Genomic DNA, 17456 nt, shown 5'->3' on the forward strand with positions numbered 1-17456 from the left:
GGACATCGGCGTCCGCTCGATCAGGTGTACCCGCGACCCGCAATCAGCGACGGGCGTCGTTCGCGCGCCCGCACATACGAAGGACCCACTCATGAAGAACACGACCATCGCCGCGAGCACACTCGGCGCGGCAGCCCTCCTCGCACTCCTCGCACCGGGTGCGGCATTCGCCCACGTCACGGTCTCCCCCGGCGAGGCAGCGGCGGGCTCCTATGCGGCCCTCGAGTTCGCCGTCGGCCACGGCTGCGAGGGCTCTCCCACGACGGCTCTCACCTTTACGCTCCCTGAGGGTGTCGAGTCGGTGACCCCGACCATCAATCCCGGCTGGACCATCACCGAGGGCGAAGGCACGGTCACCTACACGGCAATCACCCCCCTGCCGGACGATCGCCGCGACACCTTCTCCCTCTCGGTGCTCCTCCCCGAGGGCGAGGCGGGCGAGACCCTCGCCTTCCCCGTCCTGCAGGAGTGCGAGACGGGCCAGACCGACTGGTCCGAGGTTGCGGAGGGCGACGCGGAGCCTGAGCACCCCGCTCCTGTGCTCACGCTCCTCGAGTCGACGGGAGACACCCACGAGCACGGCGGTGCGGGCTCCACCGAGCACGGGGATGCCGCAACCGACGAGCAGACGGATGCCGCGGCATCCGACTCCACGGACGGCGACGACGTGCTCGCCCGCGCGCTCGGCCTTGGCGGACTCGTACTCGGCGCGATCGGCATCGTGCTGGGTCTTCGTCGCGGAACCGCGACGCGGTGAGCATGCGGGCCCGTTCGAGGATCGCGATCGCGCTCTCCGCGGTCCTGGGGCTCGCAGGGGTGGGTGCGCTCGGCGCTCCCACCCCGGCCCTCGCTCACAACTACGTCGTCTCCACGACGCCGGGAGAAGGGGAGAGCCTGACGGAGCTACCGGAGCGGTTCGTCATCACGACCAACGACGTGCTCCTCGACCTCGCGGGAGACGGCAACGGCTTCGCGATGCAGGTGGTCGACGACCAGGGTCTCTTCTACGGCGACGGCTGCATCACGGTCGAGGGACCGAGCATGTCGACCGCCGCTGCCCTCGGGACCGCAGGCGACTACACGCTCGTGTGGCAAGCGGTTTCGGCCGACGGCCACACCATCTCCGGCGAGATCCCGTTCACCTGGTCCCCCCGAGACTCAGCCGGAACGAGTGAGGGAGTGCAGGCGCCACCCACATGCGGCAGCACGGTCGCCGAGCAGAGTGAGGAGCGACCCGGCGAGACTACCGCTGAGGAGGTTGCCTCCCCCGACGAGACATCCGCGGGGCTCCCCTCGGATGTTCTCTGGGTCGCGGGCGCGGCGGCGTTGCTGGTGCTCGCCGTCGCCACGACCCTCGCACTGACGCGCCGACGCTTTAGAGACGAGTCGGCTGTGCTGAGCGAGGAGCCGGAACGCGAGTCCTGACCTCATGCGAGAAGGCCCCGCCACCCGAGGGTGACGGGGCCTTCTTCCGCGGTTTTCGCGAAGGTCGCTACTTGACGATCGCCGGAACGTTCTTCCGCGAGGTGAGCACCTGGTCGACGAGACCATACTCGAGGGCTTCCTGACCGCTCAGAATGTTGTCGCGCTCGATGTCCTGGTTGACCTGCTCCTTCGTGCGGTTGGAGTGGTTTGCCAGCGTCTCCTCGAGCCACTCGCGCATCCGGAGGATCTCCCGCGCCTGGATCTCGATGTCTGACGCCTGCCCACGGCCAGCATCACCTGCGGAGGGCTGGTGGATGAGGATGCGCGCGTTCGGCAGGGCGAGTCGCTTCCCAGGCGTGCCCGCCGCGAGGATCACCGCGGCGGCCGAGGCGGCCTGCCCGAGCACGACCGTCTGGATCTGCGGACGCACGTACTGCATCGTGTCGTAGATGGCCGTCATCGCGGTGAAGGAGCCGCCGGGCGAGTTGATGTACATGACGATGTCACGGTCAGGGTCCTGGCTCTCGAGCACGAGGAGCTGCGCCATGATGTCATCGGCCGAAGCGTCGTCGATCTGCACGCCGAGGAAGATGATGCGGTCCTCGAAGAGCTTCGCGTAGGGGTCCTGGCGCTTGTAGCCGTAGGCGGTGCGCTCCTCGAAGCTGGGGAGGATGTACCGGGACTCGGCGGGGCGGGCGATGCCGCCTGGCGAATTGAGCATTGATGCGTGTCCTGTCGGGGTCGTGAATTCCATGGGCCGGCCTCCTATTCCTTCGACTCGGCCTTGGACGCCTCGACGTCCGTGCCGCCGCCGCCCGCAACATCCGACGCGAACTCGCGCAGATGGTCGACGAAGCCGTAGTCGAGCGCCTCCTGGGCCGTGAACCAGTTGTCGCGGTCGCCATCCTTGATGATCTGCTCGACCGACTTGCCGGTCTGCTCGGCGGTGAGCTCCGCCATCCGCTTCTTCATGTCGAGGATGACCTTGGCCTGCGTCTGGATGTCCGCCGCCGTGCCGCCGAAACCGCCGGAAGGCTGGTGGAGGAGGACGCGCGCATTGGGCGTGATGTAGCGCTTGCCCTTGGTGCCCGACGAGAGCAGGAACTGCCCCATCGATGCGGCAAGGCCGATGCCGACAGTAACGATGTCGTTGGGAACGAACTTCATCGTGTCGTAGATCGCCATGCCCGCCGTGATCGAGCCGCCGGGCGAGTTGATGTAGAGGTAGATGTCGCGCTTCGGGTCCTCGGCCGCGAGAAGCAGGATCTTGGCGCAGATCTCGTTCGCGTTGTCGTCTCGCACCTCTGACCCGAGCCAGACGATGCGGTCCTTGAGGAGTTGGTCGAAAACACTGCTGACCAGTGCCGGTTGGGCCATTGGCTACGCTCCATTCCAGTAATCGCGTATGTCGAATCTATCGTGGGGCAACGCGCATCCCCGGCCACGTTCGCTGTGGGCAGAGCCGCCGGCATTCAGAACGTTGCGTCGAGCGCTGAGCGCAGGTCGTCGACCAGGTCTTCGGCATCCTCGAGCCCGACCGAGAGCCTCAGGTGGCCGAAGCGCCGGAACTCCTCCGGGTAGTGCACGACACGCGCGCCCCCCGCGCCGACGTGCACAATGAGCGACTCATCGTGCCCGAGTGAGACGGCCGACGTGATGACCCGCAAGTTTGCGACGAACCGGTTTTGAGCATCCGGGTCGCCATTGACGGCGAACGACATGACACCACCGGCACCGTTCGGCAGGAGCGAGCGGGCGAGATCATACTGCGGATGCGATGGCAGACCCGGGTAGTAGACGTAGGCGATGCGGGGCTCGCCCTCGAGGAACTCAGCGACCTGCTGAGCGGATGCCACGTGCTGGCGCAACCGCAGGGGCAGCGTCACCGCACCCCTTGTGATCAGCCACGCATTGAACGGACTGATCACGCCCCCGACATCGACCATCGCGTCGGCCTTGATCCTGCCGACCAGTTCGGCGGAGCCCACCACCGAGCCGCCCATCGCATCACCGTGCCCGTTGATGTACTTCGTCAGGGAGTGCACGACAAGGTCGGCGCCCGCTTCGAGAGGGAACGCCAACGGCGGCGGCGTGAAGGTCGAGTCCACGGAGAGCAGGGCACCGGCCTCATGGGCGATCGAGGCGAGGGCCGCGACATCCGCCAGCCTGGTCGTCGGATTCGCAATGGTCTCCGTATGGATGAGCCTGGTGGTGGGACGGATCGCAGCGCGCACGGCGTCAAGGTCTGACGTGTCGACAAAACTCGCCTCGATGCCGTACTTCTCGGGAAAGAGTTCGTCGAAAAGCCGAAAGCTCGCCTCGTAGGTCTGATCGGCGATGACCGCATGATCTCCGGAGCGAAGGAACGTGAAGAAGACGGCGTGGAGTGCTGCGACCCCGCTGGCGAGCACGACCGCATCCTCACCCCGGTCGAGGAGCGCCAGCTTCTGCTGGAGAAGCTTCTGATTCGCGGCACCATTTCGCGTGTAGATCGTGGCCTCAGAAGACGACCAACTGATCGCACTCGGGTCGTCGGGCAAGGCATACGAGTTCGCGAGCACGAGCGGCGCACGCACCGCCCCCGTGGCCTCGTCGATCCGGTTGCCCGCGTGCACCGACTGGCTCATCGGGCGGAGGGTCTCTGGTCTGTGCTTGTCAGGGCGCGCAGTCATCACATCAATCTACGGCCCTCGGCGGAGGGCAGGGGTAATGTCCGACCGCTCGCGCCGGCGGCATGACAAGGGGCCCACGCACCGAGGTGCGCGGGCCCCTTCTCGGAGAACCTAGTGGTTGTGCCCTGCGTGCTCGTCGTGCTCCTCTACGACCGGAAACTCGACGTCGCCGTCTTCGTCCTCCGCACCGGCGGTGAAGGCAGAAAGGTCGACCTCGGCACCGTTGCTGTCGACAACCTTCGCCTTGGCAAGAACCTTCGCGAGGGCCTTGCCGCGGGCCACCTCGCCGATCATGCCCGGGATCTGGCCGTTCTGATCGAGGATCTGGATGAACTCGCCGGGCTCCATGTTGTACTGCTGGGCGCCCTGGATGAGGTACTGCGTGAGCTCGTTCTGCCCGACCTTGATCTCCTCGGCCTCAACGACGGCGTCGAGAAGGATCTGGGTGCGGAACGTCTTCTCGCTCGACTCCTTGACCTCAGCCCGGTGCTCGTCATCCTCGAGACGGTTCTCGTTCTCGAGGTGGCGGTGCACCTCGTCCTCGACGAGCTTCTCGGGAACGGGGATCTCCACCTGCTCGAGGAGCTTGTCGACGATCTGGTCGCGCGCCTGCGTGCCCTGGCCGATCACCTTGCGCTTGCCGAGCTGCTCGCGCAGGTCGTCCTTGAGTTCGCCGATCGTGTCGAACTGGCTCGCGATCTGCGCGAACTCGTCGTCGGCCTCCGGCAGCTCACGCTCCTTGACAGCGTTGAGCGTCACCGTGATGAGGGCGTTCTGGCCCGCGTTGTCGCCACCGAGCAGCGGCGCCTCGAAGGTCGTGGTCTCGCCCGCCGTGAGGGAGTCGAGCGCCTCGTCGATGCCCTCGATGAGTTCACCCGAGCCGACCTCGTAGGAGATGCCCTTGGCCGTGTCGACCTCGTTGCCGTCGATCGTCGCGACGAGATCGATCTGTGCGAAGTCACCCGTCTTGGCGGGGCGGTCGACCGTCACGAGCGTGCCGAAACGCGTGAGCAGGTTCTGCAGCTCCTCGTCAACCTCCTCGTCGGAGACCTCGACAGCGTCGACCGTGAGCTCGAGGCCGTCAAGGCTCGGGAGCGTGAACTCGGGGCGCACGTCAACCTCGACGGTGACCTCAAGGTCGCCCGAGAAGTCCTTAAGGTCGGGGAGAGCCGTGACATCCGCCTCGGGGCGCCCCAGCGGACGGATCTTGTTCTCCTCGGCAGCCGTGCGGTAGAAGCTGTCGAGACCCTCGCCCACGGCGTGGTTGAGCACCTCGGCGCGGCCCACGCGCTGATCGATGATGGCCGGCGGCACCTTGCCCTTGCGGAAGCCGGGGATGTTGACCTGCTCAGCGATGTGCTTGTAGGCGTGGTCGATGCTGGGCTTGAGGTCTTCGGGGCTGATCGAGATGACGAGCTTGACGCGCGTCGGGTTCAGCTTCTCCACCGTGGTCTTCACGTTGCTGCTTTCTCCTGGTGTTTGTTGTCGACGTTGGAAACTTGGGAAATATGTCGGGGCGACAGGATTTGAACCTGCGACCTCTCGGTCCCAAACCGAGCGCTCTACCAACCTGAGCTACGCCCCGGGAACTGTCGGCATCCCACAAAAGGGCCTGGGCAAGTCTAGCCGACGGCGCCTCGCGCGCTGCACAGCGGCCTCCCTGTCACCGGGGCGGGGTCGTGCATGTATTAGAATTGCTCCGCGCCCCCATCGCGATGGGGCTGCGGGGATGTAGCTCAATGGTAGAGCCTCAGTCTTCCAAACTGATTACGCGGGTTCGATTCCCGTCATCCCCTCCACCGAGTCGGCCTCCTGCATGACGCGCCCATCTCGGGAAACGCAGGCGTCAGCCGTGCATCCTGTTGATGAACATCAGTCCCGCGGCCTAGACCTTCATCGTGTGCGCTGAGAAGATGGCGCATGTCTGTGACTGGAACTCACCGAATCGACGTGCGCGACTACCTACAGGGCAACGAAGTCCTTCACGATGACGATTCCGCCAGCGTCGCCCACATCATTCAACGTGCACTCGATGCGGCGAACGCGCTGTACCTCGCTGAGGGCATCTCGTGCGCGGTATTCCTGCCCGCCGGCCGCTACCGCTTGGACGACTCCCTTGTGGCCAGATCGGGAGCGGGACTCCAGGGCGAAGCACGAGGAGCCACCGTGCTCAGACCCCGGGGCAATCGCAGCGCCATCCTCGCGACCGTCTCGATCCACAACACCTCGCTCCTGAACCCCATCGCGGATGTTGTCTACCGCAACTTCTCGATCGACGGCAGCGACCAGGCGTTCGGCTCCTACCAGACGAGCATCAAGGGCATCTTCATCCAGCACCTGGTGCGCGCGACCTTCTCGGATGTCGCGATCGAGAACACGTGGGCGACGGGCTTTGGCGTCGACTTCGTGCAGGACACATCATTCGTGAGCTGTGTTGCTAAGAACTGCGGGCGTGGCATCACCGTCACCGGCACAAATCGAGACACAGCGCTCGGCGGGTCTGGCTTCGGCATCGGGACCGGTGCCTCCGACATCGAGAGCGTTTCGATCACTGGATGCAGCGCAATTGGCAATGGCGTGCACGGCATCTTCACGGAGACGCAGACCTCGGCGACCACGACGACCGACACTCCCCTGCTCTCGAGGGGCTTGCGCGTAATAGGCAATCACGTCTCGGGCAACTGGATAGGGCTGAAGGATGCGGGCTCTCGGGACGCGATCTTCGAGGGAAACACGGTGATCCAGAACGAGAAGGCGGGGTTCGAGCTGTCGCGCACCAGCCTCTCCTCCAGCGCGGGCGTGCCCGCCGGCCACGGCGGAATCTTCCGCGGCAACCAGGTAGCCGAGAACGGCACCGGCAGCGGGGCGGGCGGCGGAATCGTCATCGGCCACGCCAGCAGCGGCCGGTATTCGATCGCGGGCAATCGCATCCAGGGCAACACCGGATTCGGCATCCGCGGCTTCCTCACTGCGAGCACGACGAACATCGGACCTCACATCGAGATCAGCGACAACACCATCGTCGAGAATTCCAGGGCCGGAGTGTTCTTCGGCCACGCTACTTCGCACCCCGTGATCGCCCACCTTCTTATTCGGTCGAACCACATCTGCGACAACGGGACGGATGCGACGTCAGCGCAGCGTGATGGGATCCGCATCGACTCCTCCATGGCCGAGCCCCGAATCCTCAGCAACGTCATCCGGGCCAACGCAGGCAGCGGCATCCTCCTCTCCGGCTCATCGCGTTCCACCGCTGATGCCGTGGTGTGGGCAAACGACCTTGCATCCAATGGCGGCGGCGGTTACAGCGTCACCCACACCAAGACAGGCACGTGGATCGAGCAGAACATCGGCGACTTCTGACGAGGAGGGCGGCAGGGGCCGGACAGCCCATCCATACCCCCTTCCGGGCGGCCCCCATCCGTGGGCCAAAATGTACCCCTTGCGGTCTTGCAATGTCCCCCGTACAGGGGGCTAGCATCTAGGCAACCCCGATCACAGTCGCCCGGTCCCCCGAAGCCGGCGAACTCGCCTCCAGGAGTCACCCGATGTCTTCTACCGCAGCACTCACGAGCACTCGTTCCGACGAGGGCCAGCGCCCCGCATCAAACGCACCAGCGGGCTGGTACCACGACCCGCTCGGTCTCCCGCAGGTGCGTTGGTGGAACGGCCTCATGTGGACGAACGAGGTGCAGGAGCCTCGCCCCGAGATCCAGGTCTCGGCCGCGTACCGCACCCCTATGGTCGGTCGCCCCTGAGCCGAAGGCGTTCAGCCTCCTCACGAGACACCTCCACCGCCGACTTCCCCACCGCCGAGCTCCCCAGCGCCGGGTTCTCCACCGCCGGGTTCTCCAGCGCCGGGTTCTGCAGCGCCGGGTTCTCCACAGGGCGGGCGTGAGCCGCTCCGCCCGTCGCGACGCCCGCTAGAGTCAGCCTCGAGCAGAGCGGAAGGCGACACGTGAGCACAGGGCAGCATCCCGGTTCGACGCAGCACCAATTCAGGGCAGCAGAGGCACGAGCGGACCTGCCACCTCGTATCGCCGACCTTCGCGACACCACGAGATGCCCCGCGTGCTTCACGGCGCTTCGCGCGACGACCTGCCATCGCTGCGGGCTTGTCCTCACCCACCCGGATGCCGCGGCTCTTGCCGAACTCTCGAGTCGCGCCGCCGAACTCTTCGAGCAGCGCGTTTCCCTCATCGCCGGCATGCGCGCCGCCACGGCTGCGGCGGTGGCATCCGCGCCTACAGACGCCGTGGCATCCGTCAGCCCATCATCGGCAACTCCGATCGAGCGTGCCGCTCCGCCACTTCCCGCACCCTCCGCAGCGCCGGCAGCGCCGCCAGCGCCGGCAGCGACGCCGCCTTCCACTGCTCCTTCGGCCAGGCCGGCCGCGGCGGCGAATGCCAGTGACACGGGACGACAGCGCCGCTCCGGAGTTCAGGTCGCGCTTCTCATCACCGGCATCTCACTGCTCTCGGTGTTCGCCGTATTCTTCATGGTCTACGCCTTCATCAACTACGGCCTCATGTGGCGGTCACTCATCATCGGCGTTGTCACGGTGGCCGCGTTCGTCGGCGCGTCGCTGCTGAGACGGCGGGCTCTGGTCGCCAGTAGCGAGGCGACCGCAGTCTTCGCGCTCGTGCTCGTGTACCTCGATGCCTTCGCCCTCCGCGCCAATGGGCTGCTCGCTCTCGATGTCGTTGATGGCCGCGGCTACTGGGGAACCGTTCTCCTCGTAAGCGGCTTCGGCTACATCGTCTGGTACCGCACAGCCCGCGTGCGCGCTGCCCAGCTCGTTGGCTATGCGGTGATTCCCGTGGGCGTCGGCCTTCTCGTCGCACTCGCCACAGAAGAGCTGGATGCTGCGGCATCCGTCTATCTGATCGCCCTCACCATCGCCCTGACGACCGCCGTGCAGCACACGGCCTGGCTGGTGCCATCGACCGACGCGGCGCGGCGCCCCGCCGTTGCCGAGCGGATCCTGCTGACCGCCACCGGCGCACCAGCCATTTTGGTTGCGGCACTCGTAAGCATCGGGCTGTGGCCAGCCTCGCCCTTCGGCTTCACCCTCGGGTTGCTCGGCTGTGTTGCCGTGGCAGCGCTGCATGCGTTCCTCCACTCGGCAGGAACGGGCGGGCATGACCGGAGCTTGGCCATCGCGTGGTCCGCTGGGGGCGGGGTATTCGCGGCGGCAGCCGGCGGTGCCTATGGTCTCCGCTCCCTTGCGGACTCCGAGCTGCCCCTCCTGATCGTCGTCGCACCGATGCTCGCCGTCACACTTCTCGTGCTTCTCATCGCTCAGCAATCCGGCCCGCGGCTACGTGTTCCTCTGCGTGTCGCATCGATCGGCTCCGCGCTGACCGCGGCCCTCGCGCTGGTGCCTGCCAGCATTCTGGCTCTCGGGGCACTCGCCGCCCATCTGGTCGAGGCTGTGTATCCTCCCCGCGTCGCTGCCCTCACGCTCACGGAGCCGTGGGATGTGAACCGGCTCGATGCGTGGGCAGCCCTTGCCCTCGCTGTGCTCGCCGGCCTCGGAGCGGCCGCGATGACCCGCACTCTCCGTCGATTCGGGCCGCTGCTGGCCGTGCTCGCCGTCGCCACCGCGCTTCTGGCGCCACCCGCGCTGCCCACGCCCGCGCTGGCGATCGCGCTGTGGTCGGCGCTCGGTATTGCCGGCCTCGCCCTCCGCCTCGCGCGCCCCGCACTCGCCCCGACGGCGACTGCGATCGCTGCGCTGGGGGGCGTCACGTTTGCCTGGACGGCAGGGTGGGCGGCAGACGACACGTGGCCGTTCACGAGCCTGCTCGTCGTCGCCTCCGCCCTCATCGGGCGTCGTACCCTGCGAAGCGGCGGGTTGCGAGCCGTCCTCGCGGGCACCACGACCATCGTCATCATCCTCGCGGCTATCGCCGGGACCGCCCAGCTTCTGCCGACCAACGGAACCTCACCTCCCTCGGCGCTGGGCGCGGCCGCCGTGCTGGCCGCAATCGCCGTTGTCCCCCGCCTCCCCCTCGGCCCGGGCGAACGGCGTGCCGTCCTCTGGACGGCCGTCACCGTTGCTGTCCTGGCCTCCTTCGGCATCCTCGCGCAGTGGAGCCCGTCGATGCCGCTGCCTTTTGTCACCATCGCTGCGGGCATAGTGCTCGCGGGCGCGCTCGCCGCCCGCGCGTCCGTTGCAGACTCCGCGGCCGAACGCCAAGCGAGTGCCTCCCTCGTCGCGCCCGCCGCGGCCCTCGCGGTCAGCACCGCAGCGCACGTCTACCTGGGCGAACCAGCGGCTGCGCTCGCGCCCGGTCTTGTCGCCGCAATCGTCGCCGGGGTCGCCCTGCTCTTCAGCCTTCGTGACGAACCGGCCGGCCACGCCGCCACACGCTGGGGATTTGATGTGGGAGCTGTTGTCACGCTCCTGCCCACCCTCACGGCAGGTGCGACAGGAACACTGGACGAAGGGTGGATCGCGCTTGCCCTCGCCTCCATCACGGTCGCGCTCCTCGCAACAAGCTCCGACGGGCTCACCGCCTCGCAGTCGCGCCGGCGCCACCTGGGCTGGGCTGCCCTCGCGCTCGCGACAGGCGCCCTCTGGTGGGCGCTTGCTGACGCCGACATCACCAGCCCGGAGCCCTACGTGCTCCCGCCGGCGCTCGCCCTCGTCGTCATCGCCATACTCCTGCGCCGCCGAGAACTCGACCACGCCGCAGCTCCCGCCCGATCCTCGGCGTGGGTGCTCATGCTCGGCCTTCTCCTCGCGATCGTTCCTCTCACCGTCGCGACAGTCGGCCCCAATGACGAGGCGACAATCCGTGCGATCGCGACACTCGCCGTCAGCGGCGCGCTCCTCGTCACGGCGAGCACTGTCGTCGCGCGACGCTCCGCCATAGATCGCGACGGCCTAGTCAGGCTCGCTGCCGCGGCATCCGTTCCCGGTCTGTTCGGTGTGCTCGGCGTGACGGCCCTGCGCAGCGCACAGTCCATCGACAGCCGCACACCCGCCGAGGTGTGGCTCGGGCCCGGAGCTCTGGCGCTCGTCGCGTGCGCGGTCGTGCTCTGCCGCATCCGCCCGGCCGCGACACGCACAGGTGGCGGGCAGAACGCGGGAGTCACCGCCACGGCATTGGCAACGGTGCGCACGGCGGGTGCGTGGATCTTTCGCGCCGCCCTCGCCCTCATCGCGGTTGTCGAGATCGGCGCAGCGCTGAGCGACGACGACCCGGCCATCCGACTCGGCATCGTCACGGGCGCGTTCGTCTGCCTCCACGTCGCGTCGGAGCTGTGGCGCACACTGCCCCTCGGGGTCCTCACCGGCTGGATGAGCTTCGGCTTCGCCGCGGCCACGGCGTTCGTCGGCGCCGCCCACACCCAGCATCTGGAACAGTTCAGCCTGCCCCTCGCGCTCGCTCTGCTCGCAGCCGGAAGCCTCGCACTTGCCCGTGACAGCGCAGCACGCAGTTGGCCACACCTCGGCCCCGGCATCGCGCTCCTCCTGATGCCGAGCCTGCTGCTGACCTTCATCGACCCCGAAGTCTGGCGGCTCGTCGGACTCGGCGTTGCTGCGGTGATCACGATCGTGGCGGGCGTCATGCTCCGTCTCCAGGCACCCTTCGTGATCGGCACCATCGTTGTCATCGCCCACGCACTGCGCACCTTCGCACCCCAGATCCGCGCCGTCTATGAGCTGGCCGACTGGTACATCTGGGCGGGAATCGGAGGCGCCATCATCATGGCCATCGCCATCCGCTATGAACGGCGCATACGCGACCTCAACCGGGTCGTCACGAGCATCAGCGGGCTCCGCTGAGGCCAGCGGCCGAAGCAAGCCCGGCGTTCGCGACGGGGACAACCTCGAACGGACGCGACCTCAGACGGCGCGCCGTGCCTCCCGGCGCAGCCTCTGCTCAGCGGGGTCGGGCACAGGGGCAGAAGCGATGAGACGTCGTGTGTACTCCTCGGCCGGGTCGAAAAGCACGCGGGCGCGCGACCCCTGCTCGACCACTCTTCCACGATGCATGACGGCCACGGAGTCGCAGAGGCTGTCTACGACGGCAAGGTCGTGGCTGATGAAGACACAGGCGAAGCCCAGTCTCTCCTGCAGTTCACGAAAGACGTCGAGCACACGGGCCTGCACAGAGACGTCGAGAGCACTCGTCGGTTCGTCGGCAATGAGAAGGTCTGGGTCGAGTGCAACGGCGCGGGCGATGGCGACCCGCTGGCGCTGACCTCCCGAGAGTTCGTGGGAGTAGCGCTCACGCCAGCGGCCATCGAGACCGACCGAGGCAAGGAGCGCGTCCGTGCGGTCACTCAGCTCTGAGCCCCGCAGTCGGGCGATCATGCGCAGTGGCTCCGATACCGTCTCGGCGACCGAGAACCGTGGATTGAGCGAGGTGGCAGGGTTCTGAAAGACAACCCCGACACGGCGGCGCATCCGCTGCCGAGCGACGCGATCGCGAGTGGCGAGGTCCACACCGCACACCTCGATCGTGCCCGCGGTGACAGGGGCGAGCCCGATCACGGCGCGGCCGATCGTGGTCTTGCCGCTGCCCGACTCCCCCACGACACCGAGGATCTCGCCAGGTGCGACTGAGAGGGAGACGTCGTCAACCGCACGCACCAGCCCGCGAAGCCGTCCACCGTACTCGACCACGAGACTGCGCACCGAGAGGGTGGCTTCGGTGCTTTCAGCATGCGTGGCGTCGTCGCGTCCACCGAATCTGGGCACAGCACTCAGCAGCCGGTGTGTGTATTCGGCCTGCGGGCGCGTGAAGATCTCCGCCACGTTGCCCCGCTCCACGACATTTCCCTCTTTCATCACGACGACGCGGTCGGCGATGTCGGCCACGACCCCCATGTCGTGCGTGATCATGAGGATGCTGAGGCCGACGCGATCGCGCAGGCTCCTAAGCACGTCGAGGATCTCGGCCTGCACGGTGACGTCGAGAGCCGTGGTCGGCTCGTCGGCGATCAGCAGGCGCGGCTCTCCTGCCAGGGCCATCGCGATCATCACCCTCTGGCACTGCCCTCCGGAGAGCTGGTGCGGGTAGGAATCGAGGCGGCGTTCGGCATCGGGAATGCCGACGAGCTCGAGGAGTTCGACGGCGCGGCGTCGAGCCTGCGCCTTCGGCAGTCCGCCGTTCTGGGCTCGCACCGCCTCCACGATCTGGAAACCAACCGTGAAAACCGGGTTGAGCGCCGCGACGGGATCCTGGAAGATCATCGCGATGCCGCTGCCCCGGATGCCTCGAAGCTCTCCCGCGCTCAGCCCCAGGATGTCGCGGCCCTCGAACTCGATCGCGCCCTCCACTGAGGCGTTCTCGGGCAGCAGGCCCAGCACCGCCATGGAGGCGACGCTCTTTCCCGAACCTGACTCACCGACGATGGCGAGGATCTCACCCGCGCCGACCTCAAAGCTCACGTCAGCGACGCCCACGTGCGAGTCGCCTTCGAGGTCAAATGCGACCCGCAGTGATCGCACGGCGAGCAGCACGCCGGTGTCGTCAGTCATGCTTGCATTCCTCTCGTGCCCCTAGGATTCCTCGTCGAGGGCGTCGCGCTCCGCCTTGTGCGCTTCCCAATCTGCGAGCATCTTGTGGTGGTAGTCCATGACCCATCGAAGGTAGTCGCGGCCGTTCTTCAGACGGATGCGAGCCCCAACTTCCTCGGGCCTGAGCCACTTCAAGCCCTCATCGAGGGTCTTGATCTCACGTTCGAAGTAGCGGCGTTCATTCGCAAGAAAGCTGCCCCACGGGTCGTCCTCAGCCTTGAAGTAGTGGCTCCTGTCCCCCGGCACTGAGTGCCGACGGATGAAGTTGGTGTCGAGGAGGCGACGGGTAGCCATCGAGACAGCCCCGGTGCTTGCGCGCAGCGCCTTGGCGAGGTCGGCCGAGGAGATGTATTCGCGGTCCATAATCATGAGGTAGCCGAGAACCCGCCCGTCCATGCGCGAGGTTCCCGCCATCTCCCAGATGAGGCTGATGTCCTCGGCGAACTGGCGACGGACGGCCTCGCGTTCATCGCCGCTGAGGTCAGCGGGATCGGCGTCACGATCGCTCACGGCAGCTCCCCTTTCGTATGGTTCGATGAGGCGGTCGTTCCCCATCGGCGTCCATTCTCTTTCACTGCAGCCTTCTTGGATCGCTCCCCGCCCTTAGCGCGTCGCCAAGCACGATGACGCTCAAGACGGTTGCGGCGAGGAAACCCGAGGGGAGAAGGAGCACGTGCGGCGCTGACTGGAAGATGCGGGAGCCGGCCGCGATCTGCAACCCCCAAGAGATGGCCGGTGGCTGGAGCCCGATGCCGAGATAGGTGAGGGAGCTCTCGGCGACGATTACAGCACCGATCGCGATGGTCGCAAGGATGAACACGGGCGAGAGTGAGTTCGGCAGCACGTATCGGCTGATGATGCGTGCCGGTCCGAGCCCCATAGTTCGCGCGGCGAGCACGTACTCGCTCGATCGAATCGAGCGCACCGACGCGCGCATGAGACGAGCCATAGTGGGCCAGCCGAAAACGCCCAGCACGAGACTGACGGTCCACACCGTGCGCTCCCCCACGCTGTTGAGCACCACGATGGCGGCGAGGAGGAAGGGGAATCCGAGGAACACCTCAGTGGCGCGGGAGATGAGCCAGTCGACGACGCCTCCCCGCAGTCCCGCGAGGGTACCCAGCACGATGGCGATACCCAATGCGATGAGGGTCGCGACCACTCCGACGGTGATGGATGCTTGTGCCCCATAGACAGCATTGGCCCAGAGGTCGCAGCCCTGAAGGTCGAAGCCGAAGGGATGCCCCGGTCTGGGACCGGCTGCACTGTCGGCGAGGTTGCAGGCGCGCGGGTCACCGTTACCAAAGATGCCGGCGAAGGGGGCCGGAAGGAGCGCCATCGCGATGAATAGCATGAGCACAGCGGCCGGCAGCCAGAACATGGGGCGCCGCAGGACAGCGCGAAGGCCCCGCGGCTGGTGACGGGCGGGGGTGACGATGGGAAGGGTGTCAGCCAAGTCGGCTCCTCGGGTCGAGGACGGCGTGGAGCGCATCGACGACGATGGTCGTGATGAGGAAGATGAGGATGAGGGCGGTTGACACTCCCACGACCGTCGCCCCCTCGTGGGACCGAATGGCGGAGAACAGCAGGTTGCCGACACCGGGGAGGTTGAAGATCCCCTCGATGATGACGGTGCCGCCAAGGAGGTAGCCGAGGTCGGTGGCGAGGAACGTCGACGCGGGAATGAGGGAGTTGCGCATGACATGCACCCCCACAACCCGAGGCTCGCCGAGGCCCTTTGCACGAGCCGTGCGAACGTAGTCGGAGCCCAGGCTCTCGATAACGGAGCTTCGCACCAGACGGGAGACCGCGGCGAGCCCGAAGACCGCAATTACGGCGGCCGGAAGGATGTAGGAGATCGGCCAGCCATCGCTCACGCCCGCGACGGGCAGCCAACCGAGGCTTACGCCGAAGACCAGCTGGGCGACCGCTCCCAATACGAAGACGGGGATGCAGCTGGCCAAGACGGTCAGCGCGAGCAGGCTCTTGTCGATCACGGTGCCCTTGCGCAGCGCCGAGATCACCCCAATGGCCACTCCGAGCACGACCTCAATGCCCCACGCTGTCAGCGCGAGCGCGATCGTGACGGGCCAGCGGGCAAGCATCTGCTCCCCCACGGGCCGACCCCGAAAGTCGATTCCGAAGTCTCCGTGGAAGAGCCCGCCGATGTACGCGGAATACTGCTGCCACAGCGGTTGATCGAGCCGGTACTGAGCGTGCAGCGCGTCGATCACGCCCTGCGGGATCGCTCTGTCGCCTGCGAGCGCGCGGATGGGGTCTCCCGGCAGGCTAAAGACAGCGAAGTAGATGACAAACGTCACGCCGAAGAACACGATCACGAACCCGAGGATCCGCTGCAAAAGGGCGAGCGCCGGGCGCATCTAGACTCCAGCGGCCAGGTGGGCTGCTGCTGCCAGTATGGCCCCGTACTGCACGCCCACAAGCGTCGACACGGGGATCACTTCGGCGTCAGCGTCATCCACTGCCGCATCAGCAAGCCACTCGGAGTAGAGCATCTCGAGCTCGTCGACCAAGCGCCGAAGCGTGTGGGTCGCGGTGCCCGCGGCGCACTCCGCCGAGAGGGCCCGCAGAAGCATGCCCCCATAGCGGAGGCGGTACATGTGCACGGTCTCGAGACATCCGGCCCGCTCCGCCGCCGTCGCCGGACGAGCCGTCTCTGGCTGCTCCCCGCGGGCGATGTTGGTGAGCCCCGTCGCGGCGACCATGGGCACGAACGCTCGGCTCGCCCGCAACATCGGCGTGTCGAGCGTGAGCTCGGGGCTCGCCTGCTCGAGCACCTCGGCGAGTTGGTGGCCAGCGTCGCGCAGCACTGCCCCCGTGCGGGCCAGCAGCGAGGCGTATGACTCATCAACGGGAGAGGTGTCGTCGGCGTCCCGGTGCTTCCAGTACGGCAGCTCGGCGATGAGCGAGAGCGTGCCATATCTACGGGCGTAGGAGCTGGAGGCGTCGCCGCCCGAGCCAGGGGGAAACGGATCGACGCCGAGCGATTCGAGCCAGTCGTAGACCTCCTCGAGAGGGCCAGTGACGAAGATCGCGGGGGCGACAGGTTCGAGGTGTGCTGACTCCGGTTCGCCCTTGTCGAGGGGCACACCGAGATGCGCCGGGATGCGGTGGAGCATCTCGTAGAGCCCTGGTTCTTCGCGGGTCAGGTAGTAGTAGACCCCGCCCATCTCCCCGTTGTGGAGAGCGACGTACAGGTCGGGCCGCGTCGAATCGATGGCCCGCATGAGCGCCTGTGTCTCCGGCAGCACTCGGTCGAAGTAGGCCCGCTTGTAGGCGAACGGGAAGGTCCATTCGACCTGCTCGTCAGGTGCAGGACGGTAGAAGTTGCGCGCGTAGTGGGAGCGCTCGCCCGGCCTCTTGAACCAGGCCTCGTTGAGCCGCGCTCCGTCAGGATCGATGCAGGGGATGATGTGCCACCGCGCGCCGAGGCCCTCGCGCAGGCCAGCATCCTCTGCGAGCTGTTGCAGCAGATGGGTCGCCGTCCACGCGCCGATGGGCTCGTTGGGGTGCACGCCCCCGACGACCAGGTGGGAGAGCGTTGATATACCGTCCGTCGCGTCTGCGCCGATGGAGTACATGCGGATCGGCTCCCCGAGCCGGCTGGTGCCGATGCGCTGAGAGGTGATGAGGCCGGGATGCGCCGCCTCGAGTGCGTCGAAGCCTGCGACAAGCTCGTCGACCGTCGGGAAATTGGAGTGGTCAGGGGCGGAGGCGGCCCGCCGGAGGATATCCTCCGGCGAGCCGACCTCGGTGGAGCGGCGCACTGCCGCAGAGTGGTGCACGGTGCTGGTTCTTCC

14 protein-coding genes and 2 tRNA genes are annotated in these 17456 nt (G+C 67.0%); 6 read left to right on the forward strand and 10 right to left on the reverse strand.

The window, feature by feature from the left end; translation table 11 throughout:
• Positions 1 to 91 precede the first annotated feature (91 nt).
• A complete protein-coding gene (locus OH146_RS02705; protein ID WP_265157131.1) occupies positions 92 to 757 on the forward strand; it encodes a YcnI family copper-binding membrane protein in 666 nt (221 codons plus the stop codon).
• A gap of 2 nt (positions 758 to 759) precedes the next feature.
• Positions 760 to 1425, forward strand: a complete 666-nt coding sequence (locus tag OH146_RS02710; RefSeq protein WP_265157133.1) for a copper resistance CopC family protein — start codon at positions 760 to 762, stop codon at positions 1423 to 1425.
• Positions 1426 to 1492: 67 nt separating this feature from the next.
• Here the strand turns inward: OH146_RS02710 and OH146_RS02715 are convergent, their stop codons facing one another.
• The 5 genes from OH146_RS02715 to OH146_RS02735 all read right to left on the reverse strand — a co-directional run bounded on the left by OH146_RS02715 (position 1493) and on the right by OH146_RS02735 (position 5682).
• Entirely contained in the window at positions 1493 to 2146 is a 654-nt protein-coding gene (locus OH146_RS02715; RefSeq protein ID WP_265160613.1) for an ATP-dependent Clp protease proteolytic subunit, read from the reverse strand.
• A gap of 44 nt (positions 2147 to 2190) precedes the next feature.
• Positions 2191 to 2802, reverse strand: coding sequence for an ATP-dependent Clp protease proteolytic subunit (locus tag OH146_RS02720; protein WP_265157135.1), 612 nt, complete (start codon positions 2800 to 2802; stop codon positions 2191 to 2193).
• Between the two features lie 95 nt (positions 2803 to 2897).
• Positions 2898 to 4052: a trans-sulfuration enzyme family protein gene (locus OH146_RS02725; RefSeq protein WP_265157137.1), complete on the reverse strand. Its 1155-nt coding sequence runs from the start codon at positions 4050 to 4052 to the stop codon at positions 2898 to 2900.
• A gap of 156 nt (positions 4053 to 4208) precedes the next feature.
• Positions 4209 to 5555, reverse strand: a complete 1347-nt coding sequence (tig, locus tag OH146_RS02730) for a trigger factor (RefSeq protein ID WP_265157139.1) — start codon at positions 5553 to 5555, stop codon at positions 4209 to 4211.
• A gap of 53 nt (positions 5556 to 5608) precedes the next feature.
• Positions 5609 to 5682, reverse strand: a tRNA-Pro gene (locus OH146_RS02735).
• Between the two features lie 140 nt (positions 5683 to 5822).
• Here OH146_RS02735 and OH146_RS02740 point away from each other — a divergent pair.
• From OH146_RS02740 to OH146_RS02755, 4 genes are all read left to right on the forward strand, one after another.
• Positions 5823 to 5896, forward strand: a tRNA-Gly gene (locus tag OH146_RS02740).
• A gap of 121 nt (positions 5897 to 6017) precedes the next feature.
• Complete coding sequence (locus OH146_RS02745; protein WP_265157141.1) at positions 6018 to 7460, forward strand: right-handed parallel beta-helix repeat-containing protein; 1443 nt, start codon at positions 6018 to 6020, stop codon at positions 7458 to 7460.
• Positions 7461 to 7645: 185 nt separating this feature from the next.
• Positions 7646 to 7855 (forward strand): DUF2510 domain-containing protein, encoded by a 210-nt coding sequence (locus tag OH146_RS02750; protein WP_265157143.1) that lies wholly within the window; start codon positions 7646 to 7648, stop codon positions 7853 to 7855.
• A gap of 200 nt (positions 7856 to 8055) precedes the next feature.
• Entirely contained in the window at positions 8056 to 11895 is a 3840-nt protein-coding gene (locus OH146_RS02755) for an SCO7613 C-terminal domain-containing membrane protein (protein WP_265157145.1), read from the forward strand.
• A 60-nt stretch (positions 11896 to 11955) separates the two neighbouring features.
• Here the strand turns inward: OH146_RS02755 and OH146_RS02760 are convergent, their stop codons facing one another.
• The 5 genes from OH146_RS02760 to OH146_RS02780 form a co-directional block, all read right to left on the reverse strand.
• Positions 11956 to 13596 (reverse strand): dipeptide ABC transporter ATP-binding protein, encoded by a 1641-nt coding sequence (locus OH146_RS02760; RefSeq protein WP_265157147.1) that lies wholly within the window; start codon positions 13594 to 13596, stop codon positions 11956 to 11958.
• Between the two features lie 21 nt (positions 13597 to 13617).
• Positions 13618 to 14145, reverse strand: a complete 528-nt coding sequence (locus OH146_RS02765; protein ID WP_265157149.1) for a GbsR/MarR family transcriptional regulator — start codon at positions 14143 to 14145, stop codon at positions 13618 to 13620.
• Positions 14146 to 14206: 61 nt separating this feature from the next.
• Positions 14207 to 15091 carry an ABC transporter permease gene (locus OH146_RS02770; RefSeq protein WP_265157151.1) on the reverse strand — a complete coding sequence of 295 codons (885 nt, stop codon included), beginning with the start codon at positions 15089 to 15091 and terminating at the stop codon, positions 14207 to 14209.
• Positions 15084 to 16016: an ABC transporter permease gene (locus OH146_RS02775; protein WP_265157153.1), complete on the reverse strand. Its 933-nt coding sequence runs from the start codon at positions 16014 to 16016 to the stop codon at positions 15084 to 15086. Before OH146_RS02775 ends, OH146_RS02770 begins: the two co-directional genes overlap by 8 nt.
• Entirely contained in the window at positions 16017 to 17423 is a 1407-nt protein-coding gene (locus OH146_RS02780; protein WP_265157155.1) for a M14 family zinc carboxypeptidase, read from the reverse strand.
• Positions 17424 to 17456 lie beyond the last annotated feature (33 nt).

It is taken from the genome of Homoserinimonas sedimenticola (assembly GCF_026094475.1).
Lineage (GTDB): Bacteria > Actinomycetota > Actinomycetes > Actinomycetales > Microbacteriaceae > Homoserinimonas > Homoserinimonas sedimenticola.

Excerpts from the sequence above, each read along its gene's own strand:
- OH146_RS02705 (WP_265157131.1), top strand. The coding sequence starts at position 92 with ATGAAGAACACGACCATCGCCGCGAGCACACTCGGCGCGGCAGCCCTC.
- OH146_RS02710 (WP_265157133.1), top strand. The coding sequence starts at position 760 with ATGCGGGCCCGTTCGAGGATCGCGATCGCGCTCTCCGCGGTCCTGGGG.
- OH146_RS02715 (WP_265160613.1), bottom strand. The coding sequence starts at position 2,146 with ATGCTCAATTCGCCAGGCGGCATCGCCCGCCCCGCCGAGTCCCGGTAC.
- OH146_RS02720 (WP_265157135.1), bottom strand. The coding sequence starts at position 2,802 with ATGGCCCAACCGGCACTGGTCAGCAGTGTTTTCGACCAACTCCTCAAG.
- OH146_RS02725 (WP_265157137.1), bottom strand. The coding sequence starts at position 4,052 with ATGAGCCAGTCGGTGCACGCGGGCAACCGGATCGACGAGGCCACGGGG.
- OH146_RS02745 (WP_265157141.1), top strand. The coding sequence starts at position 6,018 with ATGTCTGTGACTGGAACTCACCGAATCGACGTGCGCGACTACCTACAG.
- OH146_RS02750 (WP_265157143.1), top strand. The coding sequence starts at position 7,646 with ATGTCTTCTACCGCAGCACTCACGAGCACTCGTTCCGACGAGGGCCAG.
- OH146_RS02760 (WP_265157147.1), bottom strand. The coding sequence starts at position 13,596 with ATGACTGACGACACCGGCGTGCTGCTCGCCGTGCGATCACTGCGGGTC.
- OH146_RS02775 (WP_265157153.1), bottom strand. The coding sequence starts at position 16,016 with ATGCGCCCGGCGCTCGCCCTTTTGCAGCGGATCCTCGGGTTCGTGATC.